The sequence below is a fragment of the Vibrio sp. 10N genome (assembly GCF_036245475.1).
Classification (GTDB): domain Bacteria; phylum Pseudomonadota; class Gammaproteobacteria; order Enterobacterales; family Vibrionaceae; genus Vibrio.
Map to the genome: position 1 here is coordinate 106789 of NZ_BTPM01000001.1, position 24123 is coordinate 130911.

Consider the following 24123-nt stretch of genomic DNA (forward strand, 5'->3'; position numbering starts at 1 on the left):
TAAAAAATTGGCACGCATCTTGTTGTTAGTTAGGGACGACCGCCCATTTAAGGACAAAGAGATGGCAATCAGTTTTGACAGTGCGTTAGGCGTGCATCCCGAAGCACTGAATTTTCGAGTTCAGAGAACCAAAGTGCTAGCCAGTAACTTAGCAAATGTCGATACGCCTGGGTACCTAGCAAAGGACCTGAGCTTTACCACCGTGATGAAGCAAGCCAGCGCCAATGGTGTACATAGCACCACACCAAAATTGGACATTGCCACTCAATACTCCGTGCCTTACCAGAACAGCAAAGATGGTAACACGGTGGAGCTGGGCGTTGAGCAGGCCAAATTCACTCAGAACAACATGGATTTTCAAACTAGCCTGACCTTCATGAACATGAAGTTTAGCGGGCTAGCGAAAGCGATTGAGGGACGTTAATCATGTCATTTACCGATATTTATTCTATCGCGGGTTCAGCCATGACGGCGCAAACGGTGCGACTTAACACCGTCGCCAGTAACCTTGCCAACGCCGATGCCGTATCTGCTAACCCAGATGATGCCTACAAGCCACTCAAGCCGGTATTTGCCACGGTATACAGCCAAACTCAACTGGCCAGTGAGCAAGGGGTATATCCCAATGCGGAAGTCCGCATTGTCGATGTGGTGAAAAGTGGCGCTAAGGCCGAGCAGCGTTTTGAACCGAATAACCCACTCGCCAATGAAGAGGGGTATGTGTATTACCCAGGTGTCGATGTGGTGGCGGAGATGGCAGACATGATGTCAGCTTCACGCAGCTTCGAAACCAATGTGGAAGTGCTGTCGAATGTGAAAAGCATGCAGCAAGGGTTACTTCGTCTAGGGCAGGGCAGCTAATGAGTATTGCACAGTTCACTGCGCTGGATACGGATTCTCCGGTCGCTCAGCAAACTAACGCCAACGTGTCTGCGAATCCGCAAGACGCCAATAGCGCCAGCTCACTGGAAAACGAATTTATCACCTTAATGGTGGCGCAAATTCAAAACCAAGATCCGCTCAACCCACTTGATGGCACCGAATATGTTAGCCAGCTGGCGCAGTTCTCTCAGGTGCAAAGTACCGAGAACATGTCGACGCTGATGCAAAACAGCATGGTGCTTCTCGACAACATGCAGGTGTTATCGACAGCGAGCCTAGTGGGGCAAACCGTGTATGTCAGCAGCAACGAAGTTGAGCTAGCGGATGGCGCGCAAAAAGGTCGCATTGAGCTCGCGCACTCATCGAGCCAAGTCAACGTGGTGGTGGAAGATGAGTTCGGTCAGAAAACCAAAGTGCCGCTCGGCGCACATCCTGCTGGTGATGTGGACTTCACCATCGACCCAGAAGAGCTTGGTCTAAAACCGGGCAAGTACTCTATCTCGGTAGAGGTACAAGACGGCCAAGCGCAGCCTAATTTGTTGCTCGCGGGCGAAGTGCAGCAAGTTCGTATTCCAAGCACAGGCGGCGCAGCGATGGTCAATATCGCGGGCGTAGGTAATGTGCCTTTCTATCAAATCAGTCAGTTTGGTGCTTAGCGCCGAGTGTAAAACCAATAATTATCAGAATTAAGAGGACATTATGAGTTTTAATATCGCTTTAAGTGGCTTGGATGCTACTAATACTCAGCTAAACACCATCAGTCATAACATTGCTAACGCATCAACGTACGGTTTTAAGCAGGCACGTACCGAGTTTTCTGCTGTGTACAACGGCATGCAGGCAGGTGGTGTGGAAGTGGCGTCCATCTCGCAAAACTTCGATAAGAATGGTTCGGTATCCGGCACGGGTCGTGCGATGGACTTAGCCATCAACGGTAACGGCTTTTTTGTCACTAAAGATGGTATGGGGCAAACCCTTTACACCCGCTCTGGTGTGTTTGGCACGGATAAAGACAACTACGTAGTCGGCAATACAGGCGCTAAGCTGCAAGGCTACAGTGTCGATAGCAATAACAACCTGCTTGAAGGCTCTGTCGGCGACATCAAGATCAGCACCTCATCGCTTGCGGCCAAAGCGACCAATGCTCTTGATTTTGTGGCCAACTTCGATGCCAGCGCCAGTGCCGTTAACCTAGTGGCAGCAGGCGACAATAAACTCGACCCAAACCATGCCGATTACGACTCTACTGCGGTTGCGTTTGATCCTGCGAACCCTGACTCATTTAACTCATCTTACACTTCAAAGGTGTATGACTCGCAAGGCAACCCGCACACCGTTACTCAGTATTTCACCAAAACAGCAGACAATACTTGGCAAGTGAGTGTGCAAGTTGATGGCAGTGCATCGCCAGTGCAAACCGTTCCAGTCACCTTTGATACCGACGGCAAACTGGCCTCTCCAACGGGTACGTATAATGTCTCTTTCCCTGCGGCGGGTGCGAGTGACATGAGCATCGACATCAGCCTAGCGGGCAGCACCCAGTTTGGTGCGGCATTTGGCGTGAGCACCAACAGCCCAAATGGTTACACCTCAGGTGAGCTTGCGGGTGTGCGTGTTGAGAACAACGGCATGGTATTCGCAACTTACACTAACGGTCAGTCGCAGTTGCAAGGTCAGGTGGTGCTGGCAAACTTTGCGAACCCACAAGGCTTGGCAAAAACCAATGGTACTGCTTGGACACAAAGCTTTAGCTCGGGTGCTCCTGTGGTGGGGACACCGGGTACTGGCGTGTTGGGCGATCTGACTCCGGGCGCACTGGAAGGTTCAAACGTTGATTTGACTTCAGAGCTTGTGAACCTGATGACGGCGCAGCGCAACTACCAAGCGAACGCGAAGACGATTTCTACGTCTGACAAATTGACTCAAGCGCTGTTTAACGCGGTATAGAGGTAGGCCATGGATAGCTTGCTATTTACTGCGACCACGGGCGCAAGTCGCGTCCTTAAAGCGCAGCATGTTCGTTCTAACAACTTATCGAATGCTGATACCGCGGGCTTTCGTGCGGATATGGAGCGCGTGAATAGCGTTCCATTGCAGGGCTCAGGCTTTGATGGCCGCACCATGGTGGTCACCAACTCTGCGGCGACGCGATTTGATTCTGGCGATGTGGTGAAAACTGGTCGTCCGCTCGACATTGCCATCATGGGCGAAGGCTACATCAGTGTTCAAACCCCAGCAGGTAACGAAGCCTACACCCGCGCCGGTAACATCAAAGTGGACGATTTGGGCGCCATGACCATCAACGGCTTTGCGGTTGTTGGTGATAACGGCCCTATGGTGCTGCCTGAATTTCAAAAAGTGGAAATCAGTGAACGCGGCCGTGTGTCGGTGATCCCTCCGGGTGGCGGCGCAGAAGTGGAAGTCGGCACACTAAAACTGGTGAAGCCGGATATCACTCAGCTGCAAAAAGAGAGCGACAGCCTACTGCACAGCCTTGATGGTCAGCCGTTTGCGGCGGATGCGACGGTCAATCTAGCGCCTGAGCATATCGAAAGCAGTAACGTTTCAGCCATTGATGAGCTGCTGAGCGTCATGTCGCTTACTCGTAACTTCGAGATGCAGATCCGCATGATGAAAACGGCGGAAACCTTAGCGCAGTCTGGAAACAAATTAATGAGTGCGAGCTAGAAGGCTCGCCAACAGGAGTAAACCATGCATTCAGCATTGTGGGTCAGTAAAACAGGGATGGCCGCCCAAGACACGAAAATGACGGCGATTTCCAACAACCTTGCTAACGTCAACACCGTTGGTTTTAAGCGCGACCGAGTCGTATTTGAAGACCTGTTCTACAGCATTCAGCGCCAACCAGGTGCGCAGGTAGACCAAGTGAACGAGCTGCCAACGGGTGTTCAGTTGGGTAGTGGTGTTCGCGTGGTGGGTACGCAAAAAGTGTTCACACAGGGCAGCTCACAAAACACAGGACAAGAGCTGGATTTGGCTGTCATGGGACAGGGTTTTTTCCAAATCGAAAACTCTGATGGCCAAATCATGTACACCCGTAACGGCCAGTTTCATGTCAATTCAGAGGGTCTAATGGTCAACAGCCAAGGTCTGCCGCTTGAGCCGCAAGTGCAAATCCCAGACAACGCGCTCACGGTCTCAGTCGGTGTCGATGGCACGGTGACGGCAACGACCGCCGACGGCCCTGCGCCACAGGAACTGGGTCAAATTACCCTAGCCAAGTTCATTAACCCAGCCGGCCTTGAAGCGGTTGGTGGCAACTTGTTTAAAGAGACTGAAGCGAGTGGTCAGGCACAAGAGCTGATCGCCGGAGAAGAAGGTGCAGGTAGCATCAAGCAGGGCGCACTGGAAGGCTCTAACGTGCAAGTTGTGGAAGAGATGGTCGACATGATCACCACACAGCGCGCTTATGAAATGAACGCCAAAGTCGTGTCGGCAGCCGATGACATGCTTAAGTTTGTCGCGCAAGCGGTGTAACGGGTTTTCGATAACCGAGCGAGTTGAGTAAGCGGGAGATAACGTGAAAGGAAGTAGTAATATGAAATGGTTTTCGCGACGCCTAATAGAAAAAGGCATAGTGGCACTGACGGTGCTGCTGCTCGCTGGATGTGCAGCCAGACCTGAGTTTGTGCCGCCCGAGCCAGATGAGCAGAAGTACGCGCCGCCAGAGCTAAACTACGCGCTGCCAGAGGCAACCAATGGCAGTTTGTACCGTCATCAATACAACCTCACGTTATTTCAAGATCGCCGAGCCTATCGTGTCGGCGACGTGCTGACCATTTTGCTGGTGGAAGAAACCCAATCGAGCAAAAAAGCCGATACCAAGTTTGGTAAGTCATCGAATGTGGATTTCGGGGCGTCCAACTTAGGGGGAACCACTATCAATGAGACGGCCGTTGGCATCAGTGGCAGTCGTGCGTTTGATGGCAGTGCAGCGAGCTCTCAAGGTAACAGGCTGGAAGGTGCTATTACGGTCACGGTTCATGAAGTGATGCCAAACGGCGTACTCAAAGTCAGCGGTGAAAAGTGGATCCGCCTCAATCAAGGGGATGAGTTTATCCGCGTCACCGGTATCGTCCGCGTTGACGATGTTGACCGTTATAACCAAGTCTTTTCTCACCGTATCGGTGATGCCCGCATTACTTACTCAGGGCGTGGCGCTTTAGCAGATAGCAACTCAGCGGGTTGGCTAACGCAATTCTTCACTAGCCCATGGATGCCATTCTAATGTTGAAACTTCGTCATTTTTTTAACGCCCTTACGGCTGTGGTTGCCCTTGGTGTTATGCCAGCAGCACAGGCGGAAGTGGAAATTCCAATTATGGATTTGGTTGACGTACAGGGTGTGCGTAGCAACCAACTTGTCGGTTATGGTTTGGTAGTTGGCCTCGATGGTCAAGGTGACCGTAACCAAGTGAAATTTACCGCTCAATCGATTACCAACATGTTGCGTCAATTTGGGGTACAGATCGGCGACGATGCCAACCCAAAACTGCGTAACGTTGCCTCGGTCAGTGTGACGGCGTCGGTCGACCCGATGGCCGGTCCCGGCCAAATGCTGGACATTGTGGTCTCGTCGATTGGTGATGCGAAAAGTCTGCGTGGCGGCACGTTATTGTTAACGCCACTGCGCGGTGTCGATGGTGAAGTGTACGCCGTGGCTCAAGGTAATGTGGTTGTTGGCGGTGTGTCTGCGGAAGGTCGCAGCGGCTCTAAGATTGCCGTGAATACCCCAACCGCTGGCCGCGTGCCAAATGGCGCAACGCTGGAGCGCGAAATTCCATCCGACTTTAATACTCGTCCGCAAATCACGTTAAACCTGCGCAAAGCAAGTTTTACAACCGCCAAGAACATCGCTCGTGAAATCAACAGCACTTTTGGTCCCGATGTGGCGATTGCGGTCAACAAGGTGCGTGTTGATATGCGCGCACCGAAAGATACTCAGCAGCGCGTGACTATGATGTCGATGCTAGAAGAGATGAGCGTGGTCGAAGGCCGCAAGCCAGCGCGCATTGTGTTCAACTCGCGTACCGGCACTGTAGTGGTGGGAAAAAATGTCAAAGTCACCGAGGCTGCGGTCAGTCACGGCAATTTGACGGTCGCGATCAGCGAGTCGCAGCGCGTCAGTCAGCCTAATGCTTTTGCCGATGGTGATACCGTAGTGGTAGACCAAACGAAAATCGATATCAATGAAGATCAGGCACAAATGGTGATTTGGCCGGAAGGCACTGAGCTGAATACCATCGTCAACGCGGTGAACAGCTTAGGTGCGACACCGACAGACTTGATGTCAATTCTGCAAGCGCTGCACGAAGCGGGCGCGCTCAATGCTGAGCTGGTTGTGATATAGGAGGCGCACCATGAAAATCGATGCCATGAACGATACGACTCGCGTCAACAGCATGCTTTATCATGACAATGCGGCGCTGACTAACATCAAACACAGTAACGACAGCCCAGAGGCATTAAAAGAAGTCGCAGGGCAGTTTGAAGCGATGTTCTTGCAAATGGTGCTCAGACAAATGCGCAGCAGTAGCGACGCATTGGCTGATGAAGACAGTCCATTTGCCTCGCAGCAGCACGGTGTATTCCGTGATATGCACGACGGACAGCTGTCGATTGAACTGGCCAAGAAGCAGAACTCTGGGATCGCTGACATGTTGGTGAAACAGCTCGGTCCGGCACAACCTAATCAGTCGAATCGCGAAGTGCAGTTTGATGCCGCGCGCGTGCAAACCTTATCAGCGGCGAACGATTTGGAAGCCAAATCACAAACTCATACGGCGTCTGTCACAAATGGCGTTTCAACGGTTAATGAAGCGAATGACGCTGCCGCCTTTAATCATCAGTCGCCTAGTGAGGCAGCCATGACCATGGCCTTTTCTCAGCCTCTTATGAAAATCACGGAGCGTTAATCGTCATGAGTCTTATTAATATCGCCCTGACCGGGATGAACGCCAATCGAGTGGCGTTAAATGTCACCGCGCAAAACGTGGCCAACGTGAACACCCCAGGATACAGCCGCCAACAAGCTCTTACGGCATCGGTAGCTGGGGGGAAATTCGATTACACGTCACCTGGCATGGGGGTGGAAGTCACCAGTATTCGCCGCGTGACCGATCAGTTTTTAGTCAAACAAACTTGGTCAACCGCCAGTGAAGCCAATTACGCGTCTGGTTATATGTCGGCCATGAGCCAGTTAGAAAACATGCTGGGTGCCGATGGTTTTAGTTTGTCATCTGGGCTTGATAGCCTGTTTGCCTCGCTCAACGATGCGACCACGAAACCAGAGTCAACGCCACTGCGCCAACAAGTGATTAATGAATCGGAAGCCCTTGCTCGACGCTTCAATACGCTCACCGAATCGCTGCATAATCAACATAAAGATGTACACGACCAGCGTAATGCCGCCATCTCCCACGCGAATAGCGTGATGGCCAATATCGCGCAAGTGAATAAACAGATCGTTGAAATGCAAGGCACCGGCGGCAACACTTCACAGTTGATGGATACGCGTGATGCTTTGATTGGTGAGCTGTCTACTGTGATGGCGGTGAAAACCACCGATCAACCGGATGGCAGCGTACAAATTTCTTTAGCGTCAGGGCAACCTCTGGTGATGGGCTCTGATGCCAGTGTGATCAAAGCGATTCCTGATCCAAGTGACCCCTACCTTGCGGACTTACACATTGAATTTGGTAATCAAACTTTCTCTGCAAAAGGTGGCATCGGCGGCAAGATAGGTGCGCTGCACGACTATCAAGTGGATGTGTTGAAGCCAAATCAACAAGCGATTGATGATATGGCACGTAGTGTGGCCGATGAGTTTAACGCGGTATTAGCTACTGGTATCGACCTCAATGGTAACCCGGGCACACCACTGTTTACCTATGACCCAGCAAATCCTGCGGCGAGTTTGGATATCACGGCCATTAAGGCCGATGAGCTGGCCTTTTCTAGTGATGGTAACCCAGGCAACAGCGACAATCTCAAGGACCTGATTGATATCAGCAATAAGCCTGTGACTATCAGTGGTTATGGGTCAGTAACGCTCAATGATGCGTTTACCGCTATGGTGGGTGATACCGCCATTAAAGCCAGACAGGCTGAGTCTGATTATCAGGCCAAGCAGGCGATGTCTGAGCAAGCGATCGCTGCGCGCGATAATGTCAGTGCGGTCAACAGCGACGAAGAGGCGGCGAATCTTATGACGTTTGCCAATGCACACAATGCCAATATGAAAGTGATCAGTACAGCGAATCAACTGTTTGATTCGGTATTGCAGCTATTTTAAGGAGAGACTATGAGGATCAGTGATACTCAATTTAGCCAAATGATGCTGCAAAGCCTGCAAATCAATAATGCAGGTTTGGGCAAAGTGATGCAGCAAATGGCAACGGGCGATCGGCTCACTAAGCTGTCAGACGATCCGATGGCATCGATTCAGTTGCTTAACCTTGATAGAGAAGGGGCGGCAATTAATCAGTATCAACGTAACATCGCCAACGTCAAAACCACACTATCGAGCCAAGAAGTTCACCTAGACTCGGTCAATGAGAGTCTAAAAAGTATGCGTGAGCTGGTGCTTTGGGGGGCGAACGGTACGCTTACCGATGAAGACCGTTTAGGCATGATTTCTGAGTTAGAGAGCTTGCGCGACTCGGTTCAGTCATCATTCAACTCTCAAGATGAAGAGGGTCATTACCTTTTCTCCGGGACTAAAACCGATACCCCAGCGATTTCAGATGCGGGAGGCGGTGTATATTCGTTGGATGGCAATAGCGATAAGCGTGTTGTGACCGTCGCTAAAGGCGTAACCATGGAGTCCAATACCACGGCGCAAGACATCTTAGACTTAGGTGGCGGCGATAATGTATTGAATCAAATCGACCGATTGATCGTGGAATTTAAGAACCCGAGTCCAAATTTTCAAACCGAAGTTGGTGCTAGCCTGGATGCCATTGATAATACCTTGGGCAATGTGCTCGGTGCGATGACGGAAATGGGTGGCCGCCACAACAATTTAGATTTGATGGATGGTGCACACAGTGAGAACAAGCTGTTTGTCGACAAGGTGACCAGCGATGTCTCTGCGCTCGATTACGGCGAAGCGTCGGTGCGGCTCAGCAATTACATGGCAGCGCTGCAAGCAACGCAAGCCAGCTATATGAAAATTAATGATTTATCTCTATTCGACCGCATTTAGCGGTCGTTTTTGCCACTCGGCAGTAAGGCTCAAGGAACGGTGATATGGCAGTAAGTACGGTTGAAGTTAGACCGCATAGTATTAAGCTCACAGGGCAGGGAACAACGAGTATTGCTCCCTCGCAAGCCTCTGATACCACGACAACTTCGCTCTCCAAACACCTTCTCAAGCCACAAGCGGAAATCTCTTCCGCTTATTCGTTATCTGGTGTGTTGCTGACACAAGGGCAGCAACACGCCACATCGGTGCAAATTGCCACGAAAGCGCTGCAAGGCGTGGGTAAAGAGCTGACACAAGTGAAAAAGCAGCTTACTCAAGCGCTATCGCACGGCTCTACCCCACAAATGACCGAGAAACTGTCGCGCTCAAAACAAGTGATTGAAGCAACCCTAAATCAGGCGCGTTTTGATGGTAAACGTGTGGTCGATAATGAACTGCATCTAAAGCTCGATACGGCAGATGTGCGACGTTTTTCGATTCCTGGTCTTAATGTGCACCGCATGAGCGAGCGTGCAGAGCAAGTTCGTTTGGATTTTCCGAGCGGCGGTTCGGTGATGCTGCAATTTGATGGTCAGTCCGACGGCCAGCGCACGGTTAAACAGCTCGACCGCAGTGTGATTCCTATGGGTATGCGCGCGTCACTCGCCAACGATGGCAGCATTGTATTTGAAGTGCACGAGTCAGCCTACGCTGCGATGCAGCAGCAAGTTCGAGTCACTGGCGAAGGCCATCGCTTCCCAGCAGGACAAGCCAACACCTTCTCGATTCAAGCTGAGCCAGATGGCATGGCGGAACTTAAATTTGACCTAGGCTCTCGCGATGGCATCAAACAATCCATCGCCAAGGTGAACCAACACCTAAAACAGGCACAAACCAGCCTAAGCGAAGCAAGGCAATTCCAATCCCAACTCGATACGCAAATGACGCGTATTCAGAACCAATCCAAGCTCCCTTCCGAGCAGCAAGTCAACGAAACACTCTCTGGCTTTAGCCAACTTTCACAAGATTTCACGACGACATTTCAGGCGCTCAATGCGCAAGCGAATGTTAGGCGCCATACGGTTGTGGCGTTGCTGAAATAATTTAGCTAAATCCAAACAGCACTCGTCATCCTCACGCAAGTGAGGATCTCCTACCGCGCGTGATTCACCTATTATGTCCCAATAACCCAAGTTACATGCTTTAGAAGATTCTCGTTTTCACGAGAATGACGGTGTTATTCATGACAATATTTTGAATGGTAGTGTCTTGAATGAAGGTGTTCGAGTGACGTACTTTAGTTGACGCCCTCTGCGTCATCCTCACGAAAGTGAGGATCTCCTACCGCGTGTGATTCACCTATTGTGTCCCAATAACCCAAGTTACATGCTTTAGAAGATTCTCGTTTTCACGAGAATGACGGTGTTGTTCATGACAATATTGTGAATGGTAGTGTCTTGGATGAAGGTGTTCGAGTGACGTACTTTAGTTGACGCCCTCTGCGTCATCCTCACGGAAGTGAGGATCTCCCACAACACGTGACTCACTTATTGTCCTCCAATTACCCGAGGTACACGCTTCAGAAGATTCTCGTTTTCACGAGAATGACGGTGTTGTGCATGACAGTATTTTGAATGGTAGTGTCTTGGATGACGGTGTTCGAGTGAGCGTGTTCTTGCATTGCGCCTTCAAACCAAAAAGAAAAAATACAAAAAACACACAAACGCCAACAAAGTAGCCGATATTGTCGGATAGATGATATAGGCGTCTTGTCGATCGGTGCGTCTAAAGCACATAAAGGTGAGTAAGCTGTTGTACACCACCAGTAATAGGCTGATTAACGTGCCGCTCTTTAAAGAGAGGGTGGTGAGCTGGCTTAGAAACAGAGCGAGTAGGGCGTAATCGATGATGATTAGCCATAAGAACGCCTTTTGTAGTCCGTCTGGCGTTCGGTTTGGTTTTGGCGATATGTGCGGGATAGATTGTCGCATAACATGCCCTACTGACTAGGTACTCAACAAAAAGGGTAACGAGAACAAGGGTGTACTATCAAAATATAGGACACCCTAACAAAGGTGCAAGTTACAGTGCTTGCACCTTGGTGGTGGCGTTTGAAGCGCTGTCCGAGTCAAATCGAATGGTATCGGTTCGAAACACTGGCTGATTGAATTTGGCCTTGTCGCGCGCCTTCTCTAGCTCATTTTTCGATTCATTGTTGGGCGATTGACCAAACAAGGTATTGATGACCTCAGCCGCAGGTGTGGTGAGGATAAACAGTTCGATGCGGCGGTTTTCGCTCGACGAAGGGTCGCTGTGATTCAGTAAAGCGCGATCGGACATACCGGTAACTTGCAATACACGCTGCTCCGGCATACCGCCTGCAGCGAGAGTTTGTCTGGCGACATTGGCACGAGATGAAGAAAGTTCCCAGTTAGATTTGCTGGAGAAGGTTTTACGATACTGAGTCGCATCGGTATGACCACTGATGATCATCGGGTTTTCTACCCGCTCAAAGACAGGTGCTAAAGCCAGCAGCAAGTCTTCAAAGAACGGTGTTAAGGTTGAGCCACCGCGACCAAACATGTTCTGTTTGTAGTCATCTTGCAGCACGATGCGCAGCCCTTGAGGGGTAACGGTAACATCGACATTTCCTTGAGCGTTGATTTGGCGCACCATGTCATTGATGACTTCAGCGAGAGCGGCTAGGCGCTCTTGGGTGTCGAAGGTACCGTCGATAAGTGAATCCGATTCCGGTCCTTCACGATCGCCTTGGAAAAACGAGCTCACTGAGTGCACAGAATCGTGGCGACTGACCACAGATGAGTCCGTGGTCAGGTCGATGGGAGAAATGCTTTTTGCAGTGTCGAACAAGTTGCCGCTGCCTTGGTCAAAGACACTGGCCATTTGCAAATGGGCGACAATCGCTTTGCGCTCTTCTTTGTCGACCACCTGCATGACCCAAAGGACGAGGAATAACGCCATCAAGGCAATCATAAAGTCAGCAAACGCTACCTTCCATGCACCGCCATGAGACACATGATGATGACTGCGACTGGCGCGTTTGAAGACTACTTGCTCATGTTTTTGCATTATCCCTCCTGTTCAGCGAGCCACACCTCCATTTGGTTAAAGGTCGGTTTAATGTCTAGCTGAATGTGCTTGCGGCCAGCGTCAATCGCCAATAGTGTCGGCTTCTTCGCGACGTAGGCCACTAAGGTGGCGCGAGTACAATCGAAAGCGGACATATTGCGTTTAACGCGTTGTGCCATGGCGTTACTTGCTGGGTCTAGGCAGCAGTAACAGCCGAAAATACCGATAAATGTGCCTACTAGAGCAGCGGCAACGTGATAGCCAATCATGGCAATCGAACCATCAATAGCGGACATGGTGATGATGATGCCGCCTACGGCCGCTAAAATACCAAAGCCAGGCATGGCTTCTGCGGTGCGCTGCATGGAGCGAGCAGGCTGCATATAGTCAGCCTCAATCGCTTCAATCTCTTGCTCTAGTAGTCCCTCTAACTCATGAGGCGACATTTGTCCCATTGCCATTAAACGTAAATTGTCGGTAATGAAAGAAACTAAGCGATAATCACGACTTACACGCGGATAACGCGCAAAAATATCGCTCTGCTCTGGGTTTTCGATGTGCTTATCCAGCGCCTTAAAGCCACCACTGCGCACGGTTTCTAGCAAGACTTGTAGCAGCGCCATCAGTTCCATGTAGAACTCGCGCTCATCTTTAGGAGGGGAGATGATGCCTCGCAGCTGACTGCGCATCTCTTTAAGCACTTGAGGTGGGTTACCTATAATAAGGGAACCGATGGTGGCACCGATGATGATCAGCATTTCCGCCGGCTGCCAAATGGCCATCAGACTGCCCCCGGCCCAGACGTAACCGCCGAAGACACACATCAAAATGATGATTGCGCCAGTAAACTTTTGCATAGTGGACTCCTAAGAAGACAGTAATTGGTTGAGTTGCTTGAGTGCTTGCTTGTGCAGCTGACAAATCCGTGGTGGGGTCAGCTCTAGCACCAGAGCAATCTCGTGTAAGTTCAAATCGTGTTGGTAGAACAGCGTCAGCAGTAGCTGTTCGCGTTTGGGGAGTTGGCTAAGTGCCTTCTCAAGACTGCGGCGGATATGTTCGTGGTTCATGCCATCGCAACCAGACTCGACAGCACCCTCAAGGCCGCTTTCAATCAACTGATCTAGGCTTTGCATTTCTGCGGCCATGGTCGCATTAAGCCGGGTATGATAATCCTGCTGTGTGGTGCCGAGGGCTTTGATGATCTCTTGTTCGGTGGGCGTGCGGCGCAGGCGCTTGGTTAAATCACGCGTCACATCATTGAGCTCATGGGCCTCTTGACGAGTTTTGCGTGAACGCCAGTCAAGTCGGCGCAGCTCATCCAAAATAGAGCCGCGAATGCGGCATACGGCAAACGCCGGAAAGTTAGGGTCATCGATGTTGCCATAGCGGCGACCAGCCTCAAGTAGGCCAATCAGGCCGATTTGCTGCATGTCTTCGATGCTGCAATGGGTTGTGGCATGGTTGCGCAACTGATTAACCACCCGCTTGACCAATATTTGATGTTGGCTAAGCAGGCGATTCTCATCGATGCGCGTAGCGCTTGATGTGACATCTTCGGCGACGCCGTAGCTGTCTGAGTGATTCATATCCAGCATAGTCGCTCCTACTGAATAACAAATTTCGTCAGCAGAACATCGTCAATATCTCGGTTTAAGTGGGTATCGGCGTAGGCCGTCATCACCGAGGCTTTCACCTCCCGCTGAAGCTGCTCTAAGGCGTCTGCGCCATGCAGATCTTCATAACGTTTTTGGCTGAACAGATTGAGCATCGCGTGTCTGACCTTTGGCATGTAGTCGTTGGCAAACTCAAAGCGTTCGATATGACGCGTTTCCAGCGCCAGCTCTAGCATCACAAAGTGGGTTTGCTTTTTGCCGCGCACGCTAACAATCACATTGTCGAGAGCGTGAAACTTCGGCTCAGTGCTTGCGTCAGGCTGAGACTCTAAAAATGAAAACTGACCATCACTGACCGTTGTAGATGAGTTGAGGTACCACATTGCCCCCGCAACCGTGCCACCAGAGACGAGAGCACTGGTCACAACGCAAGTGGCAAAGAGTGAAAGAAACTGTTTTTTATTCATGCTGTATTCCTAAAGCGATCACACTTGGGTACTAAGCCAGTGTTCATCCGTGGAGAAGGCCGTGGCGTTATTGCTGCCAGACTCATGGCGCTCATTGGCAAAAATGGTTGAGCCTTGCTCGCGGTTTGGTTGGCCGTTGGACTCTTGTTTGTCGCCGCCACCAATTTGCACATCAACGTGCATCAAACTTTGGTTTTGTAGCTCGGCGCGCAGGCGTTCTGACACTTGAACCAAGGCTTCTCGTGTGGCGGCAACGTTGGCATTGAGCTGAACGCTGAGTTTGTCGCCTTCGACACGCACCATAAGATCCAGTTTGCCAAGATCGGGCGGATCCAATCTGATCCGTGCTTCTTGAAGATTTTGCTGCGCTTGCAGCGTGACTCGATCATTGAGTACTTGTAGCATCTGTTCGCCCCACTTTCCTGCTTGCGGGTCGATGCGAACCGGCGCCCATTCCGTCGTTGCAGTGGCTGTGTTTACTGTGGTCGTTGGGTTAACAGAAGGCGCTCCCGCTTGTGAGCCAGTAGGCAAAGCAGCTGCGCCGTTTTGTGTTTGATTAGCACTGAGCAGACTGGCGATATCGGTGGCCAGTGATTTCCCGCCGAGCTCGGTTTGAGTTGCCGATGTCTGTAACAAGCCTGCCTGCAGAGCGGCTTCTTTTGCTGTGTTCTGAGTCGCGTTATTGGCAAGGTGAGGATTGACTTCACCTGCGCTGCGCAGTGAACCGGTAAGTTGCGCCAACATAGGGCTAGTGAACTTTGAGAGTTCTCCGCCATCTAACGCAATATTACTTGCTCCAGCAGAGCCGAACGACTGCGCTGGTGGGGTGACATACTGCGTTAATAGCGCATCATCGGTGAGAACATTTTCTGCTAAAGCCTCACCCAATAAAGATGCGGGTGTGGCCTCTTTGTCCGAGGTTGATTTAGGCGAGAGCAGCGAGCCAAAGCCGCGAACAATAGGCAGACCACTATCCTTACTGTCTAGTGCTTGGCTAACAGAAGCTTGCCCACCAACTTGTCCCTGTTTTGTGGCAGACGCGCTGCCAATGTGATTAGTCACTAGCATATGGTTACTCCAAACTCATCGCCAGCTGATAGGCCAAGGCGCGCTCTTTCTCCGCCTCACAGCTATCTAGCTTCCGCTTCAGCTTACTGGTCGCCACCGACAGTGCCTCGTAGGCGCTCAAATGCGCCTGTCGAGCACGCTCAATTTCCGGCGCTAAACGTGGGTCTTTAAGGAAAGGTCTATGGGTGTCCAAAAGCTCACGAAGCTGACCATCGTAGCGTTTGAGTGACTGCCAATCCTCGGTTTTGGCCGCCACCGTCATGCATTGGCTGAGGTGGCGAAACCGCTCGGGTGATACCTTATGCGTGTTTACCAAAGTTCTCCCATCCTTCTTTTATGTTGGTCATGACGGTTTCGACATTTTCCAATTTGTCGACATCATTATTAATACTCGCTTGATACAGCTCTGCCTGGCAAAAGTCATAGAGTTGGTGCAAGTTAGCCGCGATTTCACCGCCATTCTCGTCATCAAGAGCACTATCCAGGCCCACCAGAATATTCATGCACTTGGTGATGCCTTGACCTTTTTGCTCTAAGCGTCCGGCAGTTATGTGGCCGCGTACACGTTCGATTTCATTCAAAAGACCATCAATAAGCATGACCACCAATTGGTGTGGGTTAGCCGCCGCCGCTTGCGCGTCAAGATCGACTTGTTGGTATGAGTCGTAACCAGAATCCATTAACATCAGTGTTCTCCTTACATTAACCAAACATGCTCATGGTTTGGTTCATTTGCGTCATTATGGTGTTCATTTGAGTAAATTGTGCGAGGTAGCGGTTGTAGGCCATGTCGTATTTTCGATCGAGACCTGCAAGCTTGTCGTCAATGCGATCTATGTTCTTCTCAAGAGAGTCTTTTCGAGTTTTAAATAGGCCTGTTGTGGACTTGAGGAATGGTTCGGCGACAGCGTCTAACGAGTCAAGTAGCATGTCGGTACCGTTAAACATCTCTTCTAATGCTGCGCTGTTATTTCGCTGAGCTTCAGCAAACTTTTCACTGTCGAGCTCTAATTCACCGGAGGTGTTGAAACTCAGACCTACCTGGCTCAAGCGCATTCCGTTGTGCTCGCCACGCATTATGTTGTTGATTTGACTTTCCAAAGAACGAATTGTCGGGTCACCAGCTAAAATACCTCTTGATGAGTCTTCTCCCCCTGGTTTGGTGTACTCATCGATAGTCGATAGCAATGAGTTGTATGCATCAACCAGCTTATTCATTTGTTCTTTGCTGGCTTCTTCGTCATTGCCGACGGTTAGAGTGATCGGCGCATCTCCAGAGGTCTGTGCTTTGCTGACGGTGAGATCGACACCTTCAATCACATTACTAAAGGTATTGGAGCTGTTGGTCAGTTGAAGGCCGCTGCCTTCTGCACCAAGCCAAATGGTTGCGTCCTTAGCTGCACTAATTTCAGTGACGTTACTAAATGCATCTTCAAACCAGGCTTGCCCAGTACCAGAAGCCGATACGCTGATAGCATTTGCTGCTCCCGTCTCGTTACTTGATAGCATGAAGTGTGTTTGTCCACCTGAACGCACAAGAGTGGCGTTAACACCAGGATTGTCTGCGTGGTTATTGATTGCTTTGGTTAAGTCAGCCATGGTGGCTACGCCATCACCATCGGTATCGACGGTTGATAGGTCGAGACTTAATGTATTGCCATCAATGGTTAAGTCCAGTGTACCCGTGGTAGGAATTTCGGTTGTGCTGTCTAAGTTTGCTTGCATGCCAGTATTTATTTGATGACTGGTCGCTAATTGTTCCACAAAAATTTGGTAGCTACCTGCCAGGGCATTGGCATTGGCGCTGGCGCTCATGAATCCCTCTTGTGACAGCGAGGCGCTGTTTTTGACAATGCTAGAGGTTGAGCTGTTCATTTCAGTGATCGCAGTGCGAAACTCTCGCAGCGCCGATTCAATTTTTCCAAATGCATTGATTTTGTTTTGATAGTTATCAGACTGCATTTGATAACGAGTTTGGAATGGCTGCACATCAAACGTGGCTAAGTTTGTGGCCATCGAAATTGGATCGAATGAACTCATAGGTGCTCCTAAAGTGGTTTAAGCAAATAAAGCAAGGCCTGTGCCAGTGTTTTTGTTGTTTAAATTCAATTGGTTGGTATGAATTTTTGTTTGTTGCGGAAAAGCGTTTTCCTCTCAGGTTTCCGCCAATTCCGACGTCAAAACTTGTGGCTATTACTGAGTAAAGGCGACGCGGTTTGCTAATGATGTTGGCAAGTGAAACAATTTCGGCACCAAGATCGCGTTTTTGTTGTATGTTCAATTACACGCCTGTTGGACAGGGAACATAGTGTTTGGCAGTAATAAAAAAGCCTTCGAAAAACGAAGGCTTATTATCATTGCTAAACTCTGTAAATTAGCGAAGTAGAGACATCGCCATACCAGGAAGCTGGTTAGTTTGTGACAAGATAGTCGTACCCGCTTGCATTAGCATTTGGTTCTTAGTCATGTTCGCTGACTCAACTGCGAAGTCTGCGTCTGTGATACGACCTTTCGATGCTGTTGTATTCTCAACCATGTTGCTTAGGTTAGTGATAGTGTGTTCAAGACGGTTGATGCTCGCACCCATAGATGAACGTGCAGTACCGATAAGTTCTAGTGTGCCATCCGCTTCGCTAAGTGCAGTGATCGCTGCTGTAGCACCAGCTGCTGATGAAATGTCACCTAGCTTGTTGTCACCAACAGCACCGATAGCTGTGTTTAGATCACCAAGTTCAGTTGTTACGTCGATTGCGAGTGTATCTGTTGAACCTTCACCAACTTGCAGCGTTACTGCCGCTTTGCCTAGTGAACCATCTTGAGCTGGGTCAAGTAGCTTTTGGCCACCAAAGTTTGAGTCAGTCATGATTTCAGCTAGCTGGTCGTTTAGCTGACCATATTCAGCGTTAAGCGCGTCACGGTCTTCTTGAGTGTTAGTGCCGTTCGATGCTTGAAGTGCAAGGTCGTTCATGCGGTACATGATGTTCGTTGCTTCGTCTAGTGCACCTTCAGCAGTTTGTAGCATCGAGATGCCATCTTGTGCGTTACGCATTGCTACTGACATGCCGCGAGTTTGCGCTTCTAGACGGCTAGAGATTTGAAGACCTGCTGCGTCGTCTGCTGCTGAGTTGATGCGAAGACCAGTACTTAGGCGCTCCATCGCAGTGTTTAGTAGGTTGTTTGTGCTGTTTAGGTTGTTTTGAGTAACTAGCGAAGCGTAGTTAGTGTGCATTGATAGAGCCATTGTGAATTCTCCTAGATTTGTCTCAATGTGGGACTATCGCCCCGCTCACTAACTAGAGGCGGTTGGTTGATTTTGAAAATTAATTGGAAATAAGAAAAAAAGCTAAGAAATTGAAAAGTAGTGGGAAAGTTGTGATGTTGGTTCAAGGTTGATGGGTAAAATGGTCCTGTGGTCCTGTGGTCCTGTGGTCCTGTGGTCCTCGGGGCTCTTACCACCAAGGACCTAGGGCCGCTCTTACCCTTTCTTTTATCTATTCTTCTACCTGCCTAACAATCGCTTCAATCTCTTCATCGACAAACTCGGTCTTCGCCGACTGATACATGTTGTCGATGCTGGCATCAAGCAGCGCTTGCTGTTTGTCGCGTTCGGCTTGTTCTTGTTCGAGTTGGCTTTGGGCTTCGATTTGTTGATCGGCCAGTTGTTCGGCTTTGGCGCGCTCGCGCTGCTTTTTGCGTATTTCTGCTTTTGGGTCTTCAAAACCTTTGAAGTGCACGGGAATGGGTACATCAGACACATAGCCAAAGTAGTACTTAGCACCGAGCATTTTATATTGCGACAAGGTATTTTGACTGGTGACGCGCCCAGCGACTAAGGTCGCTTTGCGACGTTTGATGTAGCGGATAACTGGTAGTAGCGCTCGCTTCTCATCTTGGTTATCGAGTGAGTTAGAGATCTTTATCGTCTGTGGGTCAAAGGGTGTCAGATACTCTAAGTCATTGATGGGTAAATGCACATCAAAACAAACCTTATGGAAGCGATCTTCAAGTCGTTCCAGCATCGCCTTAGTGGCGGGATTGCTAGCCTCACACGGCGTGAGATATAGGCTAGGGATTAGCATCGACATGGGCTGCTTGAAGTGCTGACCAAGCTGGTCGATAAAATGCTTTCCCTCTGGGCGCAGCATGGTGCAAGCGTTCATGGAAAATACCAGATTGTTGAGTAGGTCTGGATGAAAGGTCTCGAGCTCAAATTGGGTTTGCCTAACCGCCAGATACAGGGCGAATAAGTCGAGCGCTGCACGCACGGTATCTGACATATCGAGCGCGAAAACGCTGAGATCTTTTTTGTCCCCATAACGCAAGGTGATGTATTGATACTCAATCTCGTCACTGCTGCAGTGCCGAATAGGCTGGCACGCATGGCACACTTCGTCGGCCGCCATCAGTTCGGCGAGTTTATGATCGTCGTCGGTGACCGCATTGTCCTCTATCATGCGCAGCACAAAGAGGAACTGGGCCCTATAGCTACTTAAATTATCCAAGGTTTCCTACCACGTTGATTTGTTTGCTTTCAGGGATTTCGTTGTATGACAACACGGCCAATCCCTGTGAGAAGGTGCGGGCATAGCGCGCAATCAGCGGCCTTAGCTGCGGCATCACCAAGAGTATTGGTGCCAATCCTTGCTGCTTTAGCTGCTGTTGTATTAGAGGCAGATTCTGTTGGAACTGACTCAAAATATTCGGTTCAATCGGGAAGCTATCCAGAATCACGTTACCATTCGCTTGCGCTTGATGCAGTGATTGCATAAGCATTTGTTCTAATTCATCGGAAAGGGCGTAAACATTGAGCTCTTTGCGCTGACCTGCGACGAGGTTAACCAGAGTGCGGCGCAATGCACAACGCACGTCCGAGGCTAGCAGGATCGGCTCTTTGGTGTTTTCTGCCGACTCCAACATGGTGTTGGCAATGGTGCGAATGTCTTTTAACGGCACTTGATCGAGCAGCAGTTGCCTGTACACCTTTAACTGCTGTGCTGGGTTTAAAGCTGCACCGAGTGCTTCGGCAAGCTTGGGCGCTTGTTGGGTTAAACGCAGATTCATCGCGTCGACATCGTCGTGAGTAAATAGCTCCGCTAGATGAGACTTCATCACTTTACTGATATGGGTCGCAATCACGGTGGCGTCGTCCACCACTTGATAGCCCATGTTGAGCGCTTTGGCTTTGTCGTTGTGTTCAATCCAAACGGCAGGTAGATGATAAGCAGGGTCACTACCCAAGATACCGTCGACTTCGCCATAGGTTTCTCCCACAGCAATCGCCATGAGGCGGTCTGGCTCGATAAAGCCTTCTTCGATGATCTCACCATTGAGAGCAACGGTGTACTGGTTGGGTTTTAAGCTTAGATTGTCGCGAATGCGGACTTCTGGCAGCAAAAAACCCACTTGCTCTGAAAGGTTTTTTCTTACCCCGCGAATACGCTGCAGCACTGGCGCGCCTTGCTCTTTGTTCACCAGGTGTACCAGACGATAACCGAGCGCGAGCGACAAACTTTGCACATGGGGAATATCATCCCAAGAGAGCGGCAGTTCGTTGTCGTTTTGCATCGCATGGCTGATGGCTTCGACTTCGTCTAGCTGCGGATCATCACTAGGTGCTTTGGATTGCTTCCAGCCCGCAAAGGCTAAAACGGCGGCGAAGGTAAAAAAGGCCAGGTGAGGCATGCCAGGAACAAGGCCAATAATCAGCATGATCGCCGAAACGGTGTACAGCGTGGCTGGCGTTGCTAACAGCTGCTTTTGCATGGTGTCAGCCATGTCGCTGTCACTGTCATTAATGCGCGTCACAATAATGGCAGCTGCGGTTGCGAGCAGTAGCGATGGGATTTGTGCTACCAAGCCATCACCGATGGTCAGCAGGGCGTAGGTTTTAAATGCTTCTGATGCAGGCAGTCCATGCTCAAACACACCGATACTGATACCACCGATGATGTTGATGAACAGGATCATCAGACCCGCTACCGCATCGCCGCGCACAAACTTGGACGCACCATCCATCGAACCGTGGAAATCGGCTTCGTTAGCCACTTCTTTGCGTCGGGTGCGTGCCGCTTCTTGGTCGATAAGACCCGCGTTCAAGTCTGCATCGATCGCCATCTGTTTGCCTGGTAGGGCATCAAGGGTAAAACGCGCCGATACTTCAGAAATACGCTCACCACCTTTGGTGATCACTACAAAGTTAATGATCATCAAGATGACGAAAATTACCATACCGACCACATAGTTGCCGCCGATCACCACTTCACCAAACGCTTGAATCACCTTACCCGCAGCGTCACCACCGTTGTGACCTTCAAGCAAGACAATACGGGTTGAGGCCACATTGAGCGTCAAACGCATTAAGGTGGCGATCAGCAAGATGGTAGGGAATATGGAGAAATCCAGCGGACGTTTCGCTGTGGTACTGACAAGCAGTACCAAAATCGCCAACACGATGTTGAAGGTAAACAACGCATCCAGCAGCAAAGGTGGCAATGGCAAAATCACCATGGCCAAAATCATCAGCAGAACAATGGGAATGCCGATGTATCCTTTTCCTGAGCGTCTAAGTTGATGAAGACGATTCAACATATGTGTTCCTTTGTTGTTTCGAGCGCGCTAAGCAGGTTAATGCTGCAAGTGCTTAGGGATAGTAAACGACGGTAGCGGCATCGGTTTTTTTCCGCTGCCGCGACGAAATGCTTTGAGTTGCATGACGTAAGTCAGTATGTGCGCCACAGCGATATAGAGCTGACTGGGAATAGCTTGCTCTAACGCAGTGGTATGGTAAATGGCACGGGTCAGTGGTGGTGAGTTAAGTACCTCCACGTTATTTTCTCTGGCGATGCGCTGAATATGCATCGCGGTTTCATCGATGCCTTTAGCGACCACAAACGGCGCTTCCGATAAATCGGTGTCGTATTTTAGGGCGACCGCATAGTGGGTCGGGTTGGTGATCACCACATCGGCTTTGGGCACCGCTTGGTCGATTTTTCGACGGGCGAATTGCTGCTGGATCTGGCGAATACGCTGTTTGACCTCGGGACGACCTTCGTTGTTCTTGTATTCTTCTTTTAATTCTTGTTTGGTCATTTTGAGCTGCTTTAGGTGCTCGTAGCGCTGATAGGGGATATCAATCACCCCGAAAATTAACAGCGCAAAACCCATCAGCAACAGACCTTCAAACAGGATGGTCATGACCATGGTAATGCCTTGGTTTAACGTCAGTTGTTGCATTCCCAGCAATTGAGAGAAGTTGCCGTCAAGATAGGTATAAAGCAGAGCAAAAATCACCGCGACTTTGAGTGAAGATTTCACAAGCTCAACCACAGAACGTGTGGAGAACATGCGCTTAATGCCAGAGAGTGGGTTGAGTTTGCTGAGTTTGGGCTGAATATTGGCCGGGCGGAACATCCAACCACCCAAAATCAAACTGCTGCCAATAGAGGCAATGATGATGACCAAAAACAGAGGCAGCAACAGTTCTATGATGATCGCCAAGCTTTGTCCAAGCTGCTCCAGCATTTGCTGTGGGTTTTCGAGATCGTGTCGTGTCAGCGACATATTGAAGTGAAATACGCCAGAGATGTGCTCCCAAATCCAAGGTAGCTGGCTGTAAAAAAACATCGCCACGATGAGAAAGAGTACCGCAGTGGTGAATTCCTTGGCACGGGGGATCTGACCCTCTTGCCTCGCCTTTTTGACCTTCTGGGGCGAGGCTTTTTCGGTTTTGTCCTGACTCGACTGCTCACTCATGCGCCGCCCACCATAAATTGATTCAGATGCGAAAGTGTCTCGTGCACTAGGGCGGTGTAGCGACTTGGGATACCGCTTACCGTGATCAAAATACTAAACAGACCCAGTAACATGGTCATAGGAAAACCAAGCGCATAAACATTTAAACTTGGCGCCGCGCGGTTCATCACACCAAAACTGATGTTGGCAAGCAGCATAGAGACAATCGCGGGTAGCGCCAGTGCCAGTGCTGAGGCAAACATCCAACCAAACAGGGACACCAGATTATCGAGTGATAATATCGATAGCCCAGAGCCCACTGGCCATACGATAAAACTTTGCACCAGAATATCGATCACCAAAAGATGGCCTTCGAGCGCCAGAAACAGCAAGGTACATAACAGCAGAAAGATGCGACCGAGGATCGCCACCGACAAGCCATTGACCGGATCGTTCATGATGGCCATGCCCAGACCCATTTGCAGTGACACAATCTGGCCTAGCATAGTGAAGATATTGAAAAAAAGGTGCAGGATAAGGCCAAAGAACACGCCCCACATGGCTTGCTCAAAGGCGAGAAACAGCGACGTCATCGAGAATAAGTCTACAGCGGGCATCGCTGGCATCAGTGGCGCAGTGATCACCACAATGGATAGGGCGAGCAGCGCTCGCACCCATACCGGAATTAACGCATCGCCGAAAAATGGCATGGCCAAAAAAGCAGCCCCAATCCTGAAAAAGGGCCACCATAATTGGCCGAGCCATTGTGAAATTTCGGCGAACGTAATCTGCATCAACCAATCATCCCAGGAATGTTGTGGAACAAGTAGTCGAATAATTCCATCAGTTTTCTTAGCATCCAGTGACCTGCGAAGATCACCATTAGCAAGGTAGCCAGTAGTTTAGGCAAGAAGCTTAGCGTCTGCTCTTGGATTTGTGTCGCGGCCTGAAATACCGCAATCACTAAACCAACCAAAAGACCTGGTACCACGAGCACCATCACCATAGTGATGATGAGCCAAACAGCATTGGAGAACAGCGCGACGGTCATTTCAGGAGTCATAGCG

At 50.1% G+C, this 24123-nt stretch carries 27 protein-coding genes; 12 read left to right on the top strand and 15 right to left on the bottom strand.

Annotation, left to right across the window (positions count from 1 at the left end; all coding sequences use genetic code 11):
• Positions 1–61: 61 nt before the first annotated feature.
• From flgB to AAA946_RS00545, 12 genes are all read left to right on the top strand, one after another.
• Positions 62–424: a flagellar basal body rod protein FlgB gene (gene flgB / locus AAA946_RS00490; RefSeq protein ID WP_042502033.1), complete on the top strand. Its 363-nt coding sequence runs from the start codon at positions 62–64 to the stop codon at positions 422–424.
• Positions 425–426: 2 nt separating this feature from the next.
• Positions 427–861, top strand: a complete 435-nt coding sequence (gene flgC / locus AAA946_RS00495) for a flagellar basal body rod protein FlgC (RefSeq protein WP_112461423.1) — start codon at positions 427–429, stop codon at positions 859–861.
• Positions 861–1538 carry a flagellar hook assembly protein FlgD gene (gene flgD / locus AAA946_RS00500; protein WP_338163219.1) on the top strand — a complete coding sequence of 226 codons (678 nt, stop codon included), beginning with the start codon at positions 861–863 and terminating at the stop codon, positions 1536–1538. Before flgC ends, flgD begins: the two co-directional genes overlap by 1 nt.
• 43 nt (positions 1539–1581) lie before the next feature.
• Positions 1582–2829, top strand: coding sequence for a flagellar hook protein FlgE (gene flgE / locus AAA946_RS00505; protein WP_338163220.1), 1248 nt, complete (start codon positions 1582–1584; stop codon positions 2827–2829).
• A gap of 9 nt (positions 2830–2838) precedes the next feature.
• A complete protein-coding gene (locus AAA946_RS00510; protein ID WP_042477831.1) occupies positions 2839–3570 on the top strand; it encodes a flagellar basal body rod protein FlgF in 732 nt (243 codons plus the stop codon).
• Between the two features lie 24 nt (positions 3571–3594).
• Positions 3595–4380 (top strand): flagellar basal-body rod protein FlgG, encoded by a 786-nt coding sequence (gene flgG / locus AAA946_RS00515; protein WP_338163221.1) that lies wholly within the window; start codon positions 3595–3597, stop codon positions 4378–4380.
• A gap of 61 nt (positions 4381–4441) precedes the next feature.
• Positions 4442–5131: a flagellar basal body L-ring protein FlgH gene (flgH, locus tag AAA946_RS00520; protein ID WP_338163222.1), complete on the top strand. Its 690-nt coding sequence runs from the start codon at positions 4442–4444 to the stop codon at positions 5129–5131.
• Between the two features lie 56 nt (positions 5132–5187).
• Positions 5188–6252 carry a flagellar basal body P-ring protein FlgI gene (locus AAA946_RS00525; RefSeq protein ID WP_338165738.1) on the top strand — a complete coding sequence of 355 codons (1065 nt, stop codon included), beginning with the start codon at positions 5188–5190 and terminating at the stop codon, positions 6250–6252.
• Positions 6253–6262: 10 nt separating this feature from the next.
• The gene (locus AAA946_RS00530; RefSeq protein WP_338163223.1) at positions 6263–6817 is read left to right on the top strand and encodes a rod-binding protein; all 555 of its coding nucleotides are present in this window, start codon (positions 6263–6265) and stop codon (positions 6815–6817) included.
• Positions 6818–6822: 5 nt separating this feature from the next.
• Positions 6823–8196, top strand: a complete 1374-nt coding sequence (gene flgK / locus AAA946_RS00535) for a flagellar hook-associated protein FlgK (protein ID WP_338163224.1) — start codon at positions 6823–6825, stop codon at positions 8194–8196.
• 9 nt (positions 8197–8205) lie between these two features.
• A complete protein-coding gene (flgL, locus tag AAA946_RS00540) occupies positions 8206–9108 on the top strand; it encodes a flagellar hook-associated protein FlgL (protein ID WP_338163225.1) in 903 nt (300 codons plus the stop codon).
• A gap of 44 nt (positions 9109–9152) precedes the next feature.
• Entirely contained in the window at positions 9153–10190 is a 1038-nt protein-coding gene (locus tag AAA946_RS00545) for a flagellin (RefSeq protein WP_338163226.1), read from the top strand.
• A 585-nt stretch (positions 10191–10775) separates the two neighbouring features.
• On the opposite strand, the gene AAA946_RS00550 is transcribed toward AAA946_RS00545, so the two are convergent.
• The 15 genes from AAA946_RS00550 to fliQ form a co-directional block, all read right to left on the bottom strand.
• On the bottom strand, positions 10776–11078 hold the full coding sequence (locus AAA946_RS00550; RefSeq protein ID WP_338163227.1) for a hypothetical protein: 303 nt from the start codon (positions 11076–11078) through the stop codon (positions 10776–10778).
• 91 nt (positions 11079–11169) lie between these two features.
• Complete coding sequence (locus AAA946_RS00555; protein WP_338163228.1) at positions 11170–12177, bottom strand: flagellar motor protein MotB; 1008 nt, start codon at positions 12175–12177, stop codon at positions 11170–11172.
• Entirely contained in the window at positions 12177–13034 is an 858-nt protein-coding gene (gene motA, locus AAA946_RS00560; protein ID WP_112461415.1) for a flagellar motor stator protein MotA, read from the bottom strand. Before motA ends, AAA946_RS00555 begins: the two co-directional genes overlap by 1 nt.
• A 9-nt stretch (positions 13035–13043) precedes the next feature.
• Positions 13044–13772, bottom strand: coding sequence for a FliA/WhiG family RNA polymerase sigma factor (locus tag AAA946_RS00565; RefSeq protein ID WP_338163229.1), 729 nt, complete (start codon positions 13770–13772; stop codon positions 13044–13046).
• 8 nt (positions 13773–13780) lie between these two features.
• On the bottom strand, positions 13781–14257 hold the full coding sequence (locus AAA946_RS00570) for a flagellar basal body-associated FliL family protein (RefSeq protein ID WP_338163230.1): 477 nt from the start codon (positions 14255–14257) through the stop codon (positions 13781–13783).
• 18 nt (positions 14258–14275) lie between these two features.
• On the bottom strand, positions 14276–15325 hold the full coding sequence (locus AAA946_RS00575) for a flagellar hook-length control protein FliK (RefSeq protein WP_338163231.1): 1050 nt from the start codon (positions 15323–15325) through the stop codon (positions 14276–14278).
• A gap of 4 nt (positions 15326–15329) precedes the next feature.
• A complete protein-coding gene (locus AAA946_RS00580; RefSeq protein ID WP_338163232.1) occupies positions 15330–15641 on the bottom strand; it encodes a LafD in 312 nt (103 codons plus the stop codon).
• Positions 15625–16011, bottom strand: coding sequence for a flagellar export chaperone FliS (fliS, locus tag AAA946_RS00585; RefSeq protein ID WP_338163233.1), 387 nt, complete (start codon positions 16009–16011; stop codon positions 15625–15627). Before fliS ends, AAA946_RS00580 begins: the two co-directional genes overlap by 17 nt.
• A gap of 16 nt (positions 16012–16027) precedes the next feature.
• Positions 16028–17365, bottom strand: coding sequence for a flagellar filament capping protein FliD (gene fliD, locus AAA946_RS00590; RefSeq protein ID WP_338163234.1), 1338 nt, complete (start codon positions 17363–17365; stop codon positions 16028–16030).
• A gap of 334 nt (positions 17366–17699) precedes the next feature.
• Positions 17700–18566: a lateral flagellin LafA gene (gene lafA, locus AAA946_RS00595; protein WP_338163235.1), complete on the bottom strand. Its 867-nt coding sequence runs from the start codon at positions 18564–18566 to the stop codon at positions 17700–17702.
• A 250-nt stretch (positions 18567–18816) separates the two neighbouring features.
• A complete protein-coding gene (locus tag AAA946_RS00600; RefSeq protein ID WP_338163236.1) occupies positions 18817–19779 on the bottom strand; it encodes a diguanylate phosphodiesterase in 963 nt (320 codons plus the stop codon).
• A gap of 40 nt (positions 19780–19819) precedes the next feature.
• Positions 19820–21913, bottom strand: coding sequence for a flagellar biosynthesis protein FlhA (flhA, locus tag AAA946_RS00605; RefSeq protein WP_338163237.1), 2094 nt, complete (start codon positions 21911–21913; stop codon positions 19820–19822).
• Positions 21914–21949: 36 nt separating this feature from the next.
• Positions 21950–23077, bottom strand: a complete 1128-nt coding sequence (gene flhB, locus AAA946_RS00610; RefSeq protein ID WP_338163238.1) for a flagellar biosynthesis protein FlhB — start codon at positions 23075–23077, stop codon at positions 21950–21952.
• Positions 23074–23850: a flagellar biosynthetic protein FliR gene (fliR, locus tag AAA946_RS00615; RefSeq protein WP_338163239.1), complete on the bottom strand. Its 777-nt coding sequence runs from the start codon at positions 23848–23850 to the stop codon at positions 23074–23076. Before fliR ends, flhB begins: the two co-directional genes overlap by 4 nt.
• A complete protein-coding gene (gene fliQ, locus AAA946_RS00620; protein WP_112461405.1) occupies positions 23850–24119 on the bottom strand; it encodes a flagellar biosynthesis protein FliQ in 270 nt (89 codons plus the stop codon). Before fliQ ends, fliR begins: the two co-directional genes overlap by 1 nt.
• Positions 24120–24123: the final 4 nt, after the last annotated feature.